General features: G+C 62.0%; 15 protein-coding genes, 7 tRNA genes and 2 riboswitches. Of the genes, 16 read left to right on the forward strand and 6 right to left on the reverse strand.

Annotated features, from left to right (window positions below):
* Positions 1-21 precede the first annotated feature (21 nt).
* A complete protein-coding gene (locus CVS28_RS15550) occupies positions 22-1,239 on the forward strand; it encodes an alpha/beta hydrolase family protein (RefSeq protein WP_103482084.1) in 1,218 nt (405 codons plus the stop codon).
* Between the two features lie 839 nt (positions 1,240-2,078).
* On the opposite strand, the gene ybaK is transcribed toward CVS28_RS15550, so the two are convergent.
* The 3 genes from ybaK to CVS28_RS15565 all read right to left on the reverse strand — a co-directional run bounded on the left by ybaK (position 2,079) and on the right by CVS28_RS15565 (position 4,140).
* Complete coding sequence (gene ybaK / locus CVS28_RS15555) at positions 2,079-2,579, reverse strand: Cys-tRNA(Pro) deacylase (protein WP_103482085.1); 501 nt, start codon at positions 2,577-2,579, stop codon at positions 2,079-2,081.
* Positions 2,580-2,723: 144 nt separating this feature from the next.
* Positions 2,724-3,182 carry a SufE family protein gene (locus tag CVS28_RS15560; protein ID WP_103482086.1) on the reverse strand — a complete coding sequence of 153 codons (459 nt, stop codon included), beginning with the start codon at positions 3,180-3,182 and terminating at the stop codon, positions 2,724-2,726.
* 37 nt (positions 3,183-3,219) lie between these two features.
* Positions 3,220-4,140 carry a sulfurtransferase gene (locus tag CVS28_RS15565; protein WP_103465963.1) on the reverse strand — a complete coding sequence of 307 codons (921 nt, stop codon included), beginning with the start codon at positions 4,138-4,140 and terminating at the stop codon, positions 3,220-3,222.
* A gap of 189 nt (positions 4,141-4,329) precedes the next feature.
* On the opposite strand from CVS28_RS15565, the gene zapE reads away from it, so the two are divergent.
* Positions 4,330-5,385 (forward strand): cell division protein ZapE, encoded by a 1,056-nt coding sequence (gene zapE, locus CVS28_RS15570; protein ID WP_103465962.1) that lies wholly within the window; start codon positions 4,330-4,332, stop codon positions 5,383-5,385.
* 83 nt (positions 5,386-5,468) lie between these two features.
* On the opposite strand, the gene CVS28_RS15575 is transcribed toward zapE, so the two are convergent.
* Positions 5,469-5,654, reverse strand: coding sequence for an antitoxin (locus CVS28_RS15575; protein WP_103465961.1), 186 nt, complete (start codon positions 5,652-5,654; stop codon positions 5,469-5,471).
* Positions 5,655-5,768: 114 nt separating this feature from the next.
* Positions 5,769-5,830: riboswitch (guanidine-III (ykkC-III) riboswitch) on the forward strand.
* A 12-nt stretch (positions 5,831-5,842) separates the two neighbouring features.
* On the opposite strand from CVS28_RS15575, the gene CVS28_RS15580 reads away from it, so the two are divergent.
* Positions 5,843-6,157, forward strand: a complete 315-nt coding sequence (locus tag CVS28_RS15580; RefSeq protein WP_103482087.1) for a DMT family transporter — start codon at positions 5,843-5,845, stop codon at positions 6,155-6,157.
* Between the two features lie 312 nt (positions 6,158-6,469).
* Here CVS28_RS15580 and CVS28_RS15585 read toward each other — a convergent pair whose 3' ends face one another.
* Positions 6,470-6,946 carry a DUF4234 domain-containing protein gene (locus CVS28_RS15585; RefSeq protein ID WP_103482088.1) on the reverse strand — a complete coding sequence of 159 codons (477 nt, stop codon included), beginning with the start codon at positions 6,944-6,946 and terminating at the stop codon, positions 6,470-6,472.
* 123 nt (positions 6,947-7,069) lie between these two features.
* Positions 7,070-7,141 (reverse strand) — tRNA-Val (locus tag CVS28_RS15590).
* A 474-nt stretch (positions 7,142-7,615) separates the two neighbouring features.
* Between CVS28_RS15590 and CVS28_RS15595 the strand changes: the two genes are divergently transcribed.
* The 13 genes from CVS28_RS15595 (at position 7,616) to ribD (ending at position 15,400) form a co-directional block, all read left to right on the forward strand.
* Positions 7,616-7,688: transfer RNA gene (locus tag CVS28_RS15595), tRNA-Gly, on the forward strand.
* A gap of 24 nt (positions 7,689-7,712) precedes the next feature.
* A tRNA-Cys gene (locus tag CVS28_RS15600) sits at positions 7,713-7,786 on the forward strand.
* A 48-nt stretch (positions 7,787-7,834) separates the two neighbouring features.
* A tRNA-Val gene (locus CVS28_RS15605) sits at positions 7,835-7,906 on the forward strand.
* A 50-nt stretch (positions 7,907-7,956) separates the two neighbouring features.
* Positions 7,957-8,029, forward strand: a tRNA-Gly gene (locus CVS28_RS15610).
* 79 nt (positions 8,030-8,108) lie between these two features.
* Positions 8,109-8,180: transfer RNA gene (locus tag CVS28_RS15615), tRNA-Val, on the forward strand.
* A gap of 50 nt (positions 8,181-8,230) precedes the next feature.
* Positions 8,231-8,306 (forward strand) — tRNA-Gly (locus tag CVS28_RS15620).
* A gap of 127 nt (positions 8,307-8,433) precedes the next feature.
* Positions 8,434-9,276: a cytochrome gene (locus CVS28_RS15625; RefSeq protein WP_103482089.1), complete on the forward strand. Its 843-nt coding sequence runs from the start codon at positions 8,434-8,436 to the stop codon at positions 9,274-9,276.
* Positions 9,277-9,350: 74 nt separating this feature from the next.
* Complete coding sequence (def, locus tag CVS28_RS15630) at positions 9,351-9,917, forward strand: peptide deformylase (RefSeq protein ID WP_103482090.1); 567 nt, start codon at positions 9,351-9,353, stop codon at positions 9,915-9,917.
* Positions 9,914-10,834, forward strand: a complete 921-nt coding sequence (gene fmt / locus CVS28_RS15635; protein ID WP_103465957.1) for a methionyl-tRNA formyltransferase — start codon at positions 9,914-9,916, stop codon at positions 10,832-10,834. The genes def and fmt overlap by 4 nt, the downstream gene beginning before the upstream one ends.
* Complete coding sequence (locus tag CVS28_RS15640) at positions 10,831-12,396, forward strand: RsmB/NOP family class I SAM-dependent RNA methyltransferase (protein WP_103465956.1); 1,566 nt, start codon at positions 10,831-10,833, stop codon at positions 12,394-12,396. Before fmt ends, CVS28_RS15640 begins: the two co-directional genes overlap by 4 nt.
* Before the next feature lie 62 nt (positions 12,397-12,458).
* Complete coding sequence (gene rpe, locus CVS28_RS15645; RefSeq protein ID WP_103465955.1) at positions 12,459-13,136, forward strand: ribulose-phosphate 3-epimerase; 678 nt, start codon at positions 12,459-12,461, stop codon at positions 13,134-13,136.
* A 146-nt stretch (positions 13,137-13,282) separates the two neighbouring features.
* Positions 13,283-13,427, forward strand: a riboswitch (FMN riboswitch).
* 120 nt (positions 13,428-13,547) lie between these two features.
* The gene (gene pnuC / locus CVS28_RS15650; protein WP_103482091.1) at positions 13,548-14,288 is read left to right on the forward strand and encodes a nicotinamide riboside transporter PnuC; all 741 of its coding nucleotides are present in this window, start codon (positions 13,548-13,550) and stop codon (positions 14,286-14,288) included.
* Positions 14,285-15,400: a bifunctional diaminohydroxyphosphoribosylaminopyrimidine deaminase/5-amino-6-(5-phosphoribosylamino)uracil reductase RibD gene (gene ribD, locus CVS28_RS15655; protein WP_243399926.1), complete on the forward strand. Its 1,116-nt coding sequence runs from the start codon at positions 14,285-14,287 to the stop codon at positions 15,398-15,400. The genes pnuC and ribD overlap by 4 nt, the downstream gene beginning before the upstream one ends.
* The last annotated feature ends 1 nt before the right edge of the window (position 15,401 follow it).

Here is a 15,401-nt window from a genome sequence, read left to right on the forward strand (position 1 = left end):
CACGATGGGCACAATGGTCATATGGCTACCTCGGAGCAGCAGTCCAACAAATGGCTTAAATGGGGTGCCCTGAGCGCTGGCGCGGCAGGAATTGGTGCCGCCGCAGTGGTCACGGCCACCTCAGGGCTGGCGGCGTACTTTGCCCTCAAGGTGGTGACGCCGGAGAAACAAAAAGTTGCAGACGTGGCCATTTTGGCTGTCATTGCCAACGGGCCCGAGCAGCAGGTAGTGCTTGAAGCCACCGCTGACACCACCATCGAAGGCAACTACGGGCTCTACTTCAACGGCGGCGCCGCCCACGCCATTATTGGCCGGGTCATCTCCTATGTGCCACGCGAAGGCAGTGTCACCCGCGAAGTTCTTTCCGTCTATGGAGGCGATCTGCGCTCAGCCACCGCAGGCTGGTGGTCGGGCAACCTCTACTCCCATCCCGAGCAGATGGACCTGCCGTACGAGGATGTCACACTCAACTTGCCCGTTGGGGAGGCGCCGGCCTGGCTGCTTCCGGCACTGAACCCCGGACCCACCTGGGCCATCATGGTCCATGGCCGCGGCGCCACCCGCAACGAAGGCCTGCGCGCAGTTGCCACGGCGCACAAGCTGGGCATGACCGCGTTGCTCATGTCCTACAGGAACGACGGCGACGCCCCCGCGACGCCCGACCGCAGGTACGGCCTGGGCATCACCGAGTGGCAGGACGTTGAAGTGGCCATTGATTTTGCCGTCTCACGCGGCGCCAAGGACGTTGTCTTATTTGGCTACTCCATGGGAGGGGCCATCAGCCTCCAAACCGCAGACCTTGCCCGGAACCGCAAACATGTTCTGGCCATGGTCCTGGATGCCCCCGTCATCAGCTGGGTCAACGTTCTTGCCCACCAGGCGCAGATGAACAGAATCCCGGACTACGTTGGCCGGTACGGGCAGCTCATGCTCAGCCATCGGCTGGGCAGGCGCATCACAGGCCTGGCCGCACCCGTGGACTTCAAGAGCATGGACTGGGTGGCCCGAGCCATTGAGCTGCGGACGCCGTCGTTGATCCTGCACAGCATCGACGACGACTTTGTCCCCTACGAGCCCACCGCCGAACTGGCCAGGCGCAACCCGGAAATGGTCACCTTTGAACCGTTCAGCAAAGCCCGGCACACCAAGGAATGGAATGTGGACCCGCAACGCTGGGAAAGTTCCGTAGAAACCTGGCTGCGCCCCCGACTGGGCAAACACGGACTGCCGCGGGAGTAACTCGGTTCGAGTCGTCCGGCAGGCCATGTCCGCCGCTCGCGTCCTTCTCGAAATGGGGCTTGTGCCCGCACCGCGCCACACACGACTTCGTCGGTGTGCCCGCACCGCGCCACACACGACTTCGTCGGTGTGCCCGCACCGCGCCACACACGACTTCGTCGGTGTGCCCGCACCGCGCCACACACGACTTCGTCGGTGTGCCCGCACCGCGCCACACACGACTTCGTCGGTGTGCCCGCACCGCGCCACACACGACTTCGTCGGTGTGCCCGCACCGCGCCACACACGACTTCGTCGGTGTGCCCGCACCGCGCCACACACGACTTCGTCGGTGTGCCCGCACCGCGCCACACACGACTTCGTCGGTGTGCCCGCACCGCGCCACACACGACTTCGTCGGTGTGCCCGCACCGCGCCACACACGACTTCGTCGGTGTGCCCGCACCGCGCCACACACGACTTCGTCGGTGTGCCCGCACCGCGCCACACACGACTTCGTCGGTGTGCCCGCACCGCGCCACACACGACTTCGTCGGTGTGCCCGCACCGCGCCACACACGACTTCGTCGGTGTGCCCGCACCGCGCCACACACGACTTCGTCGGTGTGCCCGCACCGCGCCACACACGACTTCGTCGGTGTGCCCGCACCGCGCCACACACGACTTCGTCGGTGTGCCCGCACCGCGCCACACACGACTTCGTCGGTGTGCCCGCACCGCGCCACACACGACTTCGTCGGTGTGTCCGCGGCGACGCCCACCACGCCGCAAGCCCCATTTCGTTCTGGACGCCGCGGCCCGGCAACCTGGCTGGCATCAGCACCGGGCACGCGTGATACCTAGCCGGGGTGGCCTATTTTTGCTGTGGTCGCCTTGGTCAGGCTGATGAGGTCGGTGGGGGAAAGCTCCACGTCGAACCCTCTCCGGCCGCCGGAGACGTAGATGGTCTCGCAGAGCAATGCCGATTCGTCCAACACGGTGGGGGACTGCTGGCGCTGACCCAGGGGTGAAATGCCGCCCAGCACATAACCTGTGCGGCGTTTGGCTGCGGCGGGATCAGCCATGGTGGCCTTCTTGTGGCCAACGGCCTGGGCCAGGGCTTTCAGGTCCAGCATGCCGTTGACGGGGACAATGGCCACGGTCAGGGTTCCGGCCACATCCGCCATGAGCGTCTTGAAGACCCGTTCGGGTGAAACACCCAAAACATCGGCCGCTTCCGTGCCGTAGCTGGTGTTGGCGGGATCGTGGGCATAACTGTGGGCGGTGAACTGCACGCCGGCAGCGGTGAGGGCGACTGTTGCTGGGGTTCCTGCACTGGCGGCAGCTGTCTTCTTGGCCATGGCCCAATTATGTCAGCGCACAGCCAGTGCCTGAGGAATCGGGTACGGGAGAATCGGGCAATGAGAAATGCCCCGCAAGGTCACCGTCATTAGCAGGGAGACCTTGCGGGGCATGTCATGAAGCTGCTTGCCCTGGCAGGCTGCTTAGGCAGCGGGACGAGCCCCAGCAATGATCTTGCGTTTGACACGTCCCAGCATGGCGGACATGCCGCGCATGCGCAGGGGCGAGATGGCGCGGGTCAGCCCCAGTTGCTCGGGCATGTCATCGGGCACGGCCAGGATCTCCGCTGCGGTCAAACCATCCAGGCCCTCAAAGAGCACGGAGGCAAAGCCGCGCGTCGTGGGTGCCTCGGGGGGTGCCTTGAAGAAGAGTCGGATGACTTCGCCCTTGTCAGTCTGTTCAGACTCGACAGTCAGGAACAAGGGCGACTGGCATTCCATCACCTGTTCCAGCAACTCGGGGTGATTTGTGAGACGTTCCGGCAAGTCGGGCAGGGACCGCGAGAATTCCAGCAGCAGCGTCAGGCGGTCGCGCTCCTCAAGTTCCTGGAAATCAGTGACGATCTCGGCCAGGGCCGGTGGCAGTGCTTGTGAAGTAGTCATTGCTTTAACAGTACGATTCTTTCTGCTGGCCCGGTAGCTAGTTGGTCTTGGGCAGTTCGCCACGTTCGGAACCAATGGCGATGGGAACACGCACAGCGTTGCCCCATTCAGTCCAGGAACCGTCGTAGTTGCGCACCGTGTCGAAGCCCAACAGGTACTTCAAGGCAAACCAGGTGTGGCTGGAGCGTTCGCCGATGCGGCAGTAAGCCACAACGTCGTCGCCGGGAACCAGACCGGCCTCATCCAGGTAGAGGGCTTCGAGTTCAACGCGAGAGCGGTACGTGCCGTCTTCTGCCGCGGCGCGGGCCCACGGGATGGACGCAGCGGTAGGGATGTGGCCCCCACGCAAAGTACCTTCCTGGGGGTAGGCGGGCATGTGCGTGCGCTCGCCGGTGTACTCCTCGGTGGAGCGGACATCGATCAGCGGCTTGCCCAGGTGTGCCAGGACGTCATCCTTGTAGGCCCGGATGGGGGCGTCGTTGCGCTCCACCACCGGGTAACCTGCGGAGGGGGAAGAGGGTGTGGCCTCGGTGGTCAGTTCGCGACCCTCGGCAATCCACTTGTCGCGGCCGCCGTCGAGCAGGCGAACATCTTCATGGCCGAACAAGGTGAAAACCCACAGCGCGTAGGCAGCCCACCAGTTGGACTTGTCGCCGTAGACAACCACCGTGGTGTCGCGCGAGATGCCCTTGGCGGTGGCGAGCAGTGCAAAAGCCGCGCCGTCAATGTAGTCCCGGGTGACGTCGTCGTTCAGGTCAGTGTGCCAGTCGATCTTGACCGAGCCGGGAATGTGGCCCGTCTCGTACAGCAGCACGTCCTCGTCGGACTCCACAACCACCAGGCCGCCGTCGGCCGTCGCGCCGTTGGCCAGCGCATCCGCGAGCCACTGCGTGGAAACCAGGCGCTCCGGGTGGGCGTACGCTGCGAACTTCTCGTTTGATTCAACTGCAACAGGCATGATGTCCCTTCTTGTAAACCGTGCTGCCGCGGATACATGACGCGACAGCTGTTCCTAACTCTCAGCGTAACCAGTTGGGGTTCGCATTACTTCCCGAGTGTTAACGCAAGGCAATATGGGGTGGGTATTCTTGTATCCGTGATGCGCCTATCACGAACGCCTGAAATTTTTTGATGATGGGAAACATCCTTGGTACACGTTGAGCAACTTTCCACCCGCCGCCCGGCAGTATCGGTGGAGGAACTGCTGGCGGGATTCGTCCCGTCGCCGCGTTTTGGTGAGGTTGCCTTTGCCACCTACCGCCCCGATCCTTCCCAGCCCTCCCAGGCCGAGGCCGTGACAATGCTGCAGAACTTTGCTGCCGATGCCGCGCACAAGCCCGCCACCGGCCTGCGGAAACTCTTCGGCGGCAAGGCCAAGGTCCCCGCCGGTCGCGCCGGAATTTACCTTGACGGTGGCTTTGGCGTGGGCAAGACCCACCTGCTGTCCTCGCTGTGGCACCAGATGGAGGGCCCCAAAGCTATTGGCACCTTCGTGGAGTACACCAACCTGGTGGGCGCCTTGTCCTTCCGTAAAACCGTTGAGGCGCTCAGCGCTTACAAGCTGGTCTGCATTGACGAGTTTGAGCTGGATGATCCCGGAGACACCGTCCTGATGTCGCGTCTCATGCGTGAACTGGCCGACGCCGGTGTGAAGTTGGCTGCCACCTCCAACACCCTGCCGGGTTCCCTGGGCGATGGGCGCTTTGCGGCCGTTGACTTCCAGCGTGAGATTCAGGTGCTGGCAGACCAGTTTGAGATCCTGCACATTGACGGCGAAGACTTCCGCCACCGCGGCCTGCCCACTCCTCCGGAGCCTGTTGCCAACAGCGACTTGGATGCGCGCATGCGCCAAGATTTTGCCGGGCGCACCGTGGCTGTGGATGACTTTGGTACCCTGGTGGACCACCTGGCCGGCGTCCACCCGTCCCGGTACCGCCAGATGCTTTCCGGGATTGACGCTGTGGTGTGGCGCAATGTGCACACCATCACCGAGCAGTCTGTTGCGCTGCGCTTTGTGGTGCTGGCGGACAGGCTCTACGACAAGGATGTGCCCATCCTGGCCAGTGGTGCGCCGCTGGATCAGTTGTTCACCCCCGAAATGATGGCCGGCGGGTACCAAAAGAAGTACTTCCGTGCTGTGTCACGACTGACGGCGCTGGCCCGTGAAGCCCAGGAACTGAGCGTGCCCGCACCCGTGGGATAAGCGGTTAAAAGCGGAAGGCGTCGGTACCGTCTCTCGACGGGACCGACGCCCCCTTGACGCTCTGATCAAGAGCGAAAGGTGAGTTACTTTGCTGCGCCGTCTACAAAACCTGACGCGGCCTGCTGCGCTGAGTCAATCTGGTCCTTGAACTTGTCACCAGTCTTCTCATCGACAAAGTCACCGACTTTTTCAATGCCACCCTTGATGGCGTCTTCCTTGCCGGCGATCAGTCCCTCTGCCTTGCCCTTGATATCGTCAAAAATAGACAATAGGCACCTCCCTTCGCTCCTGGGGTCTTTTGCGCCCCAACTTTCTCCAGCCTAGTGGCTTGGTTCACGTTGTCAACCATATTTTCTTTGCGCTTAATGGGTGTGCCAGACTGGATAATGCCAGATGGCACCCGGACGAGGTGCGCCGTACCCGGCCAGCGAAAAGACGGCGTCAAGGAGAAATTGTCATGGCCTGGATTATTTTGATCGTCTCGGGAATGCTCGAAGCTGTATGGGCAACGGCCCTGGGCAAGAGCGAAGGCTTTAGTAAATTGGGCCCCAGTATTTTGTTTGTTGTGGCATTGATTGCCAGCATGGCTGGGCTTGCCTGGGCCATGCGCACCCTCCCCATCGGGACCTCGTACGCCGTGTGGGTGGGCATTGGGGCAACGCTAACGGTTGCCTACGCCATGATCACCGGCACGGAAGCCGTCTCACTGTTGAAGATTTTGCTGTTGCTGGGACTGGTTGGCTGCATCGTGGGCCTCAAGCTGGCTCACTAGTCCCATCGCGCTGTCGATGTGGTGATTCGCTGTTGATATATCAGCAGCGAATCACCACATCGACAGCGCTGGGCTCTCGCGACTGTCCTTTTGGTGGGCGATACTGGGTTCGAACCAGCGACCTCTCCGGTGTGAACGAGTTACTTCAGCGCATTGGTTTGGCTGCTGAGCCTAAGCTCACCCCGCCTGACTACACTGTGACTGACGACTGACAGCCCGCCACGCTCGAGCTGTATGAGGCTAGAGCTCCCCGCCCCTGGCGCGATAAAAAAGCCCCGCCCTTATGAAAAGGGTGGGGCTATTTTTTTGTGGCTAGGCGGCGACCGGAGCGAGGAGGGCCTCGTTGACGGTTGCCCCATTGATCTGACTCTGCACAACAGCAGCGCCGATCGGCCCGAGCAGAAGCAGGAGCCAGAACGCGCCGTTTCGGCTAAACCCAGAAACAGCCTCAACACCGACTGCGAACTTCCACAGCCACCAGAAGCTCACGATCGGCAGAATAAACAGCCAAGCCGTGGGGATCTTCTGACCCAAAGCATTCATTTCATTCTTAGTTTTCACATGCCACACAAGCGTATATATTCCGAACGTGACTAACGGCAGCAGCAATGGAGCTGCAGGACTGCGACGTTTCATAGTGGTTCCCCTGAGGCGATCGTGAGTGATGATGAATGGCAATTGTAAAGGGGCGGGCCATGCCCCCGTTAGCCAGGCTCGGCGGGGGACGTAACAACAATGTAGGGCTCCCGCGAGAAAATCCCGCACCCTCCGCCGGGTGGGCGATTCCATTGCGTCATCGTGGCGGGCGTCGATGCACGTTTGATGCGCGTTGCGCGATTCGCCCCCAGGTTTGAGGCACGAAAAAGCCCCTCTGATCAGCGTTTGTGCTGGTCAGAGGGGCTTTTCTTTGGGTGGGCGATACTGGGTTCGAACCAGCGACCTCTCCGGTGTGAACGGAACGCGCTACCACTGCGCCAATCGCCCAAAAGTGAACTGCATAATCGCCAGGCGATACATGCGCGTTCCTGTGGTGCGTTCAAAATAATAGCTCAAACTTTCCCGTGCTCATAATCGTCATCTTCGAACTCCCCGCCGTATGGAGTGCCGCCCATGGCGCATCACCGTCCACCCCACCGTTGCGGCAGCCAAGGTGGCTGAAAAGCAGCAGGGGAGTGGCCGGCGTCGACCATAAAAGGATGGAATGTGACGAGCACCTCACGGGAAATTTTGGGTGAACGCGGCAAAAACACCCCGAAAACGCTCAGGAATGACACGGCTGTAATTCGAATGAAGGGCCCGGCATCCGCGCCATCTCAACGATCTTGAGCACCAGGCTCCCTCAAGGGGCATTGGCGTGCGTGGTCGATTTGGTGATTAGGAAAGGCCTCGGGTATTGTTTTTACCGCAGCAACACGGACTACCGAAGCGGAGACGCAAACGGGAGAAAATGTTACTCATGCGGTTGTAGCTCAGCTGGTAGAGCACCACCTTGCCAAGGTGGATGTCGCGAGTTCGAATCTCGTCAACCGCTCGCATGACACGGTTCAGTATTCACGGTGGGGTGGCCGAGAGGCGAGGCAACGGACTGCAAATCCGTGCACACGGGTTCGAATCCCGTTCCCACCTCCAGTTTGACTGAAACAACGTATTTTGCTGTATAGTTCAGCGGGATGCATTGGGCGATTGGCGCAGCGGTAGCGCGCTTCCCTGACACGGAAGAGGTCACTGGTTCGATCCCAGTATCGCCCACGAATGAGTTTGTCTCGTTCAGCTGATGCAAATCAGTAAAGCAGTAAATTGCGGTCGTAGCTCAGCTGGTAGAGCACCACCTTGCCAAGGTGGATGTCGCGAGTTCGAATCTCGTCGACCGCTCAGATGTATGCGTAAAAACTGCCGGAATCCTTGTGGGTTCCGGCAGTTTTATGCGGTGCTCTGTTTTTTGGGGCACTTTGGGCGATTGGCGCAGCGGTAGCGCGCTTCCCTGACACGGAAGAGGTCACTGGTTCGATCCCAGTATCGCCCACGAATGAGCCTGGCTCATTCAACTGATGCAAGTCAGTGAAGTAGTAAATTGCGGTTGTAGCTCAGCTGGTAGAGCACCACCTTGCCAAGGTGGATGTCGCGAGTTCGAATCTCGTCAACCGCTCCAAAAGAAATGCCGGAATCCATGTGGTTCCGGCATTTCTGTTTAAACCGTGAGCTTTCGCTGGGTGACTTATCCACAGCTAAGCCCCTGGCTGGGCCACGGTGTCCGACGGTAGTGGAATAGTAGAGGTATGACAGCACCAGCTTTGGCACACAGCACCGAATTGGGGCGCATGTACGCCCGTTCCCTGCAGGACCCGCCCAAGGTCCCTTCCATCACCACGGTCATCGGCCAGCAATCCAACACCCTGGACGGCTGGATTGGCTATATGGCGGCAACTGCCGTGGCGAAACACCCCGATTTGGGTGCAGCCGTGGGCAATCCTGGTCAGTTGCGCACAGTGGTGCGGGACAGCTCCAACGCCGCCGAACAGTTCCGGGACGCCGCAGCAGCCCGTGGCGACCGGGTGCACAATTATTGCGAACAGGTGTCCTTACGCGCCCTGGACAGGCCGCACCAGTTGGCTGAGGCCCGCGGAGCTCTGGCCGAACACGGCGAGGAGAACTTTGCGCTGCGCTTTGATACCTGGTGGGAGGACTACCAGGTCAAGCCTCTGGCTCCGGAGGTCACCGTCTGGAATGAAACGCTGGGCTACGCAGGAACCTTGGATTTGGTGGCCACCATTGGTGGCAAGCTGTGCATCATCGACTACAAAACCAAAGGCACCGACAGGAATGGCCAGGTCAAGAGCCTGGACGCCAAGGTGGTCATGCAGTTGGTTGCGGGGATGAAGGCAGAGGAGTCCATTGTTGATGAATCCGCCGGCACTTGGGAACCCTGGAAATACGGAGCCGACCCCATCTTGCTCGGCGTTGCCATCGGCGAAACAGAAGTCCGGACACTGCGGGCAAACCCCGAAGTACTTAAAGCCCACTGGTTTAAGTTCGCCTCACTGCGACGTGTGTGGCAAACCTCATTGGATGCTGCCGCCGCCGGGACACCTTTGCTGGAAATTTCGCCGCCCGGACGTTGAGCGCCAACTAGACTTAGAAGCCCCAGCATTCCCCTGAACCGGAACGCATCAATTCCAAAGTGAGGTCCCCACCCATGGCCATCCTGAGCATTCGCATCATCGGCGACCCTGTCCTGAGAACAGTGGCCGAGGAAGTGACAACCTTTGGCCCCGAACTGGCCAAGCTCATTGAGGACATGCACCAGACAATGGTGGATGTCCGGGGGGCCGGGTTGGCGGCACCCCAAGTTGGTGTCAACAAGCAGATCTTCACGTATTCGGTGAATGGCCAGGAAGGCCACATCATCAATCCCATCCTGGTGGCCAGCGACGACCTCGCCACCGCACAGGAAGCTGAAGGCTGCTTGTCGGTGCCGGGCCTGGGCTTCAAGGTTGAGCGTCACAGGTGGGTGCGCATCACCGGTGTGGACAAGAACGGCCACCCCATCGACATGGAAGCAACAGGCGTCCTCGCCAAGTGCTTCCAGCACGAAACTGACCACCTGATGGGCAAGCTCTATGTGGACCGCCTTGAGGGTGAGGACCGCAAGGAAGCCTTGCGCGCTATTCGCACCGCCAATTACCACGATGTCACGGCACAGACTGTTGCCAAGCGGGCCCGCACTGTGGGCTCAGCTTTTGGCGCAGGCGCCGCCCAATGAGGATACTTTTTGCCGGAACACCCGCTGTAGCCTTGCCGTCGCTGGAAGCCTTGCGCGCAGCAGGGCATGAGATTGTTGCTGTCCTGACCCGCCCGGATGCGCCGTTGGGCCGCAAACGGGTGCTCACGCCGTCGCCCGTTGCAGCCCGCGCCCAAGAGCTTGGCCTGCCTGTCATCAAGGCCAACAAGATCGACGACGAAGCTGCCGCGGCCATCGCGGCCGCGGCGCCGGAGGTGGCCGCCATTGTGGCGTACGGGGCGTTGATCCCCGAAAGTGCTCTGACCATCCCCACGCATGGCTGGATCAACCTGCACTTCTCCTTGCTTCCCGCCTGGCGCGGCGCGGCCCCCGTGCAGCACTCCGTTATCAACGGGGACCAGGTGACCGGTGCCGCCACCTTCCTGCTGGAAAAGGGGCTCGACACCGGACCCATCTACGGCACCATGACCGAGGGCATCCGCCCCACTGACACCAGTGCGGAGTTGCTGGAACGGCTTTCTCACAGCGGGGCAGTGCTGCTGGCCCAAACCATGGGTGGCCTGGAGGCAGGTGCGCTCAGTGGCGTGACCCAGCAGGGCGAGATTTCGCTGGCCCCCAAATTAACGTTGGAGGACGGCCACGTGCGCTGGAGCGATCCGGCCCTGGCCATCGACCGGCGGGTTCGCGGCGTGACGTCCGAGCCGGGCGCCTGGACTCTGCTCGGCGGCCAGCGCTTCAAACTGGAACCGGTATTGCTGCGTCCAGATGTTACCGATCTTGCCCCCGGGCAGCTTCGCGTGGAGACGAAATCGGTGCTGGTGGGCACGGGATCGCACGCCATTGAGCTTGTGAACGTGCAGCCAGCAGGCAAAAAACTTATGAAAGCAACAGACTGGGCCCGCGGCCTAGCCAACAAGGAAGATGTGGTGTTTGAATGACCAGCGAGCAAGGCGGACGTTCGAGCCACCAAAGCAACCGATCAGGGCAGGGCGGCAACTCCGGGGGTGTCCGGCGTCGTGATGATGCAGGGCGCGAGCGGAACCGCAGCACCACGCGCAACCGGACGGATACCGCACCCGGGCAGCGCACCCGTGTAGCAGATCCGGCACGGTTGGTGGCTTTTGAGGTGTTGCGGGCCGTCTCGGCCGATGACGCCTACGCCAACCTGGTGCTGCCCACACGCATCCGCCGCCATGGCCTGGACCGCCGCGACGCCGGCTTCGCCACGGAACTGACCTACGGTGCACTTCGCGCCCAGGGCACCTATGACGCCATCCTGACCCAGTGCGTGGACCGCCCGCTCAGCGAGCTGGATCCTGCCATTTTGGATGCCCTGCGCATTGGCGTCCACCAGTTGATGGCCATGCGCGTGCCCACGCACGCCGCCCTGGACCAGACCGTTGGCCTGGCCCGCGCCGTGATTGGTGCCGGCCCGTCGGGTCTCGTCAACGCAGTGCTGCGCAAGGTTGCCGCCAAGGAATTGCCGCAGTGGCTCAGCGAGCTCACCGAGGGTCTCAGCGACGACGTCAAGATTGCCTCCATTGAGCATTCCCACCCGGAATGGATTGTTCGCTCCATGCGCCAGGCCCTGGTGGCGCACGGTCGCGACGTCTCCGAGATCACCGCCTTGCTGGAGGCCGACAACGAGGCCCCCGTGGTGAACCTGGTGGCCCTGCCCGGCCTGGGCGATCTTTCCGAGGCCTTCGAGGCCGGCTTCACGCCCGGTGAACTAGTGGCGGATTCCGCACTGTCCTCCGGCGGAGACTTGAGCCGACTGGAAAGTGTCCGCGACGGCTCCGTGCGTGTTCAGGACGCCGGTTCGCAGCTGGTGGCCAGGGCCTTGGCGGCCGTGGAGATCACCTCCGAACCGAACGACGGCGAGGAGCGCTGGCTCGACCTGTGCGCCGGCCCCGGTGGAAAAGCAGCCCTGCTGGCAGCCCTCGCAGCAGAGAAGGGCGCCTGGATCTTGGCCAATGAGCCCTCCGTGCACCGCGCCAAGCTGGTCTCCCAGGCACTCGCCGCAGTGCCGGCCGACACCTGGACCGTGCGCACTGGCGACGGTCGCGACATTGGCAAGGAGCACCCGGACGCCTTTGACCGGATCCTGGTTGATGCGCCCTGCACGGGCCTGGGGGCCTTGCGCCGTCGTCCGGAATCACGGTGGCGCCGCAAGCTCTCGGACGTGGCCGAGCTCGGCCCTCTGCAGCGCGAACTGCTGACCTCTGCCTTGCAGGCAGTCAAGCCCGGCGGCGTGGTTGCCTACGTGACCTGCTCCCCGCACGTTGCCGAGACCATCGCCGTGGTGGAGGACGTGATGCGCAAGCGTGACGATCTTGAACTGCTCGACGCCGGTGCCGCCCTTGACGCTGTCAGCCTCAGCCACAATGTGGGTGCCGGCAACGCCGCCTCGGCTGTGCCCGCCCACCAGAAAATGGCGCAGCTGTGGCCGCACATCCACCAAAGCGATGCCATGTTCCTTGCCCTGATCCGCAAGAACTGACCCGCCCGCACCACCACGAGTGTCCCAGCAGAAAATCCCAGCAGAAAAGATGAGGCTAATTCGTGACCAGTAATTCGCTCAAATGCTGCATCAACCCCAGCATTTTGTCCGCCGACTTTGTGAACCTGCAAGCCGAATTGGCGCGCATCAGCAACGCCGACGCCGTCCACGTTGACGTCATGGACAACCATTTTGTGCCGAATCTGACCCTGGGACTTCCTGTGGTGGAACGGATCCAGCAGGTCAGCCCCATCCCGTTGGACGCGCATCTGATGATCGCCGATGTGGACAGGTGGGCACCGCAGTACGCGGACGCCGGCCTGGCCTCGGTGACGTTCCATGTCGAGGCATCCAACGCCCCCATCAAGCTGGCCCGTGAGCTCCGGGCCCGGGGGGCCAAGGCTGGCATGGCGCTGCGGCCAGCCACCGCTGTCGAGCCCTACTTGGACATGCTCCCTGAACTGGACATGCTGCTCATCATGACGGTTGAGCCGGGCTTTGGCGGGCAGTCGTTCCTGGACGTCACCTTGCCCAAGATTCGCCGGGCCAGGGCCGCCATCGAAGGCAGCGGCGTCAACGTGGCCATCCAGGTGGACGGCGGCATCACGGAGGAAACCATCACCCGAGCAGCCGAAGCCGGGGCCAATATTTTTGTGGCCGGATCAGCCGTCTACGGCATGCCGTCGCCGGAAGAGGCCATCGAATCCTTACGCGCCAAGGGCCAGCTGGCCTTCGGCTAGACTTCCCCGCTTCATAGACTTTAATAGGGCGGGAATGAATTGGACCCACCGCGCATTACATAAGAAGTAGGCAATGCAAATGGCGCCATAATAAGGTGCCATACTATAAGTGCTGTTCGCAATGGCGGGCAGCAAAAATGAAGTATCACGTGCTCCGGGGTCGGTGTAATTCCGAACCGGCGGTTATAGTCCGCGACCCGCGCGCAGCCAGTTGGAAACAGCAGGCAGCGCACGGTTGATCTGGTGAAATTCCGGAACCGACAGTTAAAGTCTGGATGGGAGAAGCACGAACAGTTTTGGCCACCCGCCAAAGGTGTCGCAGCCGCATACGCTGTTGGCGCCGTCGCACGGGTGAGCCCGTTCTGTCGTTACCCCCGGAGCCATCGCGGTCTTGAAAGGGTATAGGTAACGATGGACTTTCTGCGATGGCTCTTTGACGCCAAACTTGAATTTGCCGATGGCGGATTCCTGCTCTGGCGTGAAGTCATAGGCAATCTTTTTGGGCTCGCCAGCGCCCTCGGCGGAATGCGCCGTAAAATCTGGGCATGGCCCGTGGGCATCATCGGCAATCTCCTGCTGTTCACCGTCTTCATGGGCTCGGTCTTCGGCTCGGCCGACCACGTCAACCTGCTGGGCCAAGCCGGCCGCCAAATCATGTTCATCGCCGTCTCCGTGTACGGCTGGCACAGGTGGAACCAAACCCGCCATACCAAGAACGACGACGGCACGCACGTTGGCGAAGCCGTTGAGCCGCGCTGGGCCGGAGTCCGCGTACGCTGGGCCCTGGTGGGGACCATGATCGCCGGAACAGCAATTCTCACACCAATTTTCCGCGCCCTGGGTTCCTACGAACCCGTGTGGGCGGACGCCTGGATTTTCATGGGCTCACTTTTGGCCACCTACGGGATGGCCAAGGGGTGGGTGGAGTTCTGGCTCATCTGGGTTGCCGTGGACTTGGTGGGCGTGCCGTTGCTCTTTAGTGCCGGCTACTACGCCTCCGCCTTCATGTACATCTTCTACGGCGCCTTCACCTTGGCCGGATTCTTTGTTTGGTGGCGGGTGCGGCGCACCAGCGACGCCTTGGCCCGCCAGGTATCAGTCGATGCCACTTTCCCCGACATCACTGTGAGCAATCGAGAGGTCAAATCATGAACTTGAACACCATGAACCAAGGCGGCATGAGCCCCGAGCCGGAGCACTTCACCCATGCCGAGGTGCTCGGCATGGAGACTGCTCTCTCGGCGGCACGGCAGGGCGTCCGCAGCTCCAACCCCCTGGTAGGGGCAGTGATTATTGACGCCGATGGGACGTTCCTGGCCATTGGTTATCACAAGGGTGCCGGGACCGCCCACGCCGAAGCCGATGTGATCAACCGCCTGCTGGGCACCGGGGTGAAACGCGACCTCTCGGCAGCAACCCTCATTGTCACCCTCGAACCGTGCAGCCACGTGGGCCGGACCGGGCCGTGTACCCAGGCCATCCTGGACGCTGGAATTGGGAACGTGGTGTTCGCGTTGCCGGATCCGAACAAGACTTCGGCCGGCGGAGCGGAGATTCTCCACAACGAAGGCATCAACGTCCGGATGGGATTGATGGCCACCGAAGCCGAAGATCTCAACCGGCAGTGGTTTATTGCCGTCCGGGAGAACCGGCCGTTCATCACGGCCAGGCTGGCGCAAACCGTTGACGGGCGCATCGCCGCGGTGGACGGCACCAGCCAGTGGATCACCTCGAAGGAGTCCCGGCAGGACTCGCACGAACTGCGTGCCCGCGTGGATGCCATTGTGGTGGGCACGGGAACTGTCATCGCGGACAACCCGCGGCTTACCGCACGTGCCGCCGACGGCGCAGACTCCGCCAAGCAGCCCCTGCGCGTGGTGATGGGCCTGCGAGAAATTCCAGCGGATGCAGCCGTCCGTGGCAAGGCGGGCACGGACGACTTCCTGGCCCTGCAAACTCACGATCCGGCCGCCGTCGTCCGGGAACTGCAAGCGCGCGGAGTGGGGCACCTGATGATTGAGGGCGGTGCCAAGATCAACGCGGCGTTCCTTGCACAGGGGCTGGTGGATGAGCTGGTTGTCTACCTTGCACCGACCCTGTTGGGCGCTGGCATTCCGGCCCTGACCGACCTCGGCATTGGAACCCTTGAAAACGCCCAACGCTGGGAATGGGACAGCACCACCCGGGGGCCTGTGGAAATTCTGGGCCCGGACCTGAAATTGACGTTGATGCCGGCCAAGGCCGCCAGCGTGGAAGGAAAATAGA

The sequence above is a fragment of the Arthrobacter glacialis genome, assembly GCF_002909415.1.
GTDB lineage: Bacteria > Actinomycetota > Actinomycetes > Actinomycetales > Micrococcaceae > Specibacter > Specibacter glacialis.

What these genes read in the sequence shown, in the direction of transcription:
- CVS28_RS15550 (WP_103482084.1), top strand. Translation starts at nt 22, where the DNA reads ATGGCTACCTCGGAGCAGCAGTCCAACAAATGGCTTAAATGGGGTGCC.
- ybaK (WP_103482085.1), bottom strand. Translation starts at nt 2,579, where the DNA reads ATGGCCAAGAAGACAGCTGCCGCCAGTGCAGGAACCCCAGCAACAGTC.
- CVS28_RS15560 (WP_103482086.1), bottom strand. Translation starts at nt 3,182, where the DNA reads ATGACTACTTCACAAGCACTGCCACCGGCCCTGGCCGAGATCGTCACT.
- CVS28_RS15565 (WP_103465963.1), bottom strand. Translation starts at nt 4,140, where the DNA reads ATGCCTGTTGCAGTTGAATCAAACGAGAAGTTCGCAGCGTACGCCCAC.
- CVS28_RS15580 (WP_103482087.1), top strand. Translation starts at nt 5,843, where the DNA reads ATGGCCTGGATTATTTTGATCGTCTCGGGAATGCTCGAAGCTGTATGG.
- CVS28_RS15585 (WP_103482088.1), bottom strand. Translation starts at nt 6,946, where the DNA reads ATGGAATCGCCCACCCGGCGGAGGGTGCGGGATTTTCTCGCGGGAGCC.
- CVS28_RS15625 (WP_103482089.1), top strand. Translation starts at nt 8,434, where the DNA reads ATGACAGCACCAGCTTTGGCACACAGCACCGAATTGGGGCGCATGTAC.
- def (WP_103482090.1), top strand. Translation starts at nt 9,351, where the DNA reads ATGGCCATCCTGAGCATTCGCATCATCGGCGACCCTGTCCTGAGAACA.
- fmt (WP_103465957.1), top strand. Translation starts at nt 9,914, where the DNA reads ATGAGGATACTTTTTGCCGGAACACCCGCTGTAGCCTTGCCGTCGCTG.
- CVS28_RS15640 (WP_103465956.1), top strand. Translation starts at nt 10,831, where the DNA reads ATGACCAGCGAGCAAGGCGGACGTTCGAGCCACCAAAGCAACCGATCA.
- pnuC (WP_103482091.1), top strand. Translation starts at nt 13,548, where the DNA reads ATGGACTTTCTGCGATGGCTCTTTGACGCCAAACTTGAATTTGCCGAT.
- ribD (WP_243399926.1), top strand. Translation starts at nt 14,285, where the DNA reads ATGAACTTGAACACCATGAACCAAGGCGGCATGAGCCCCGAGCCGGAG.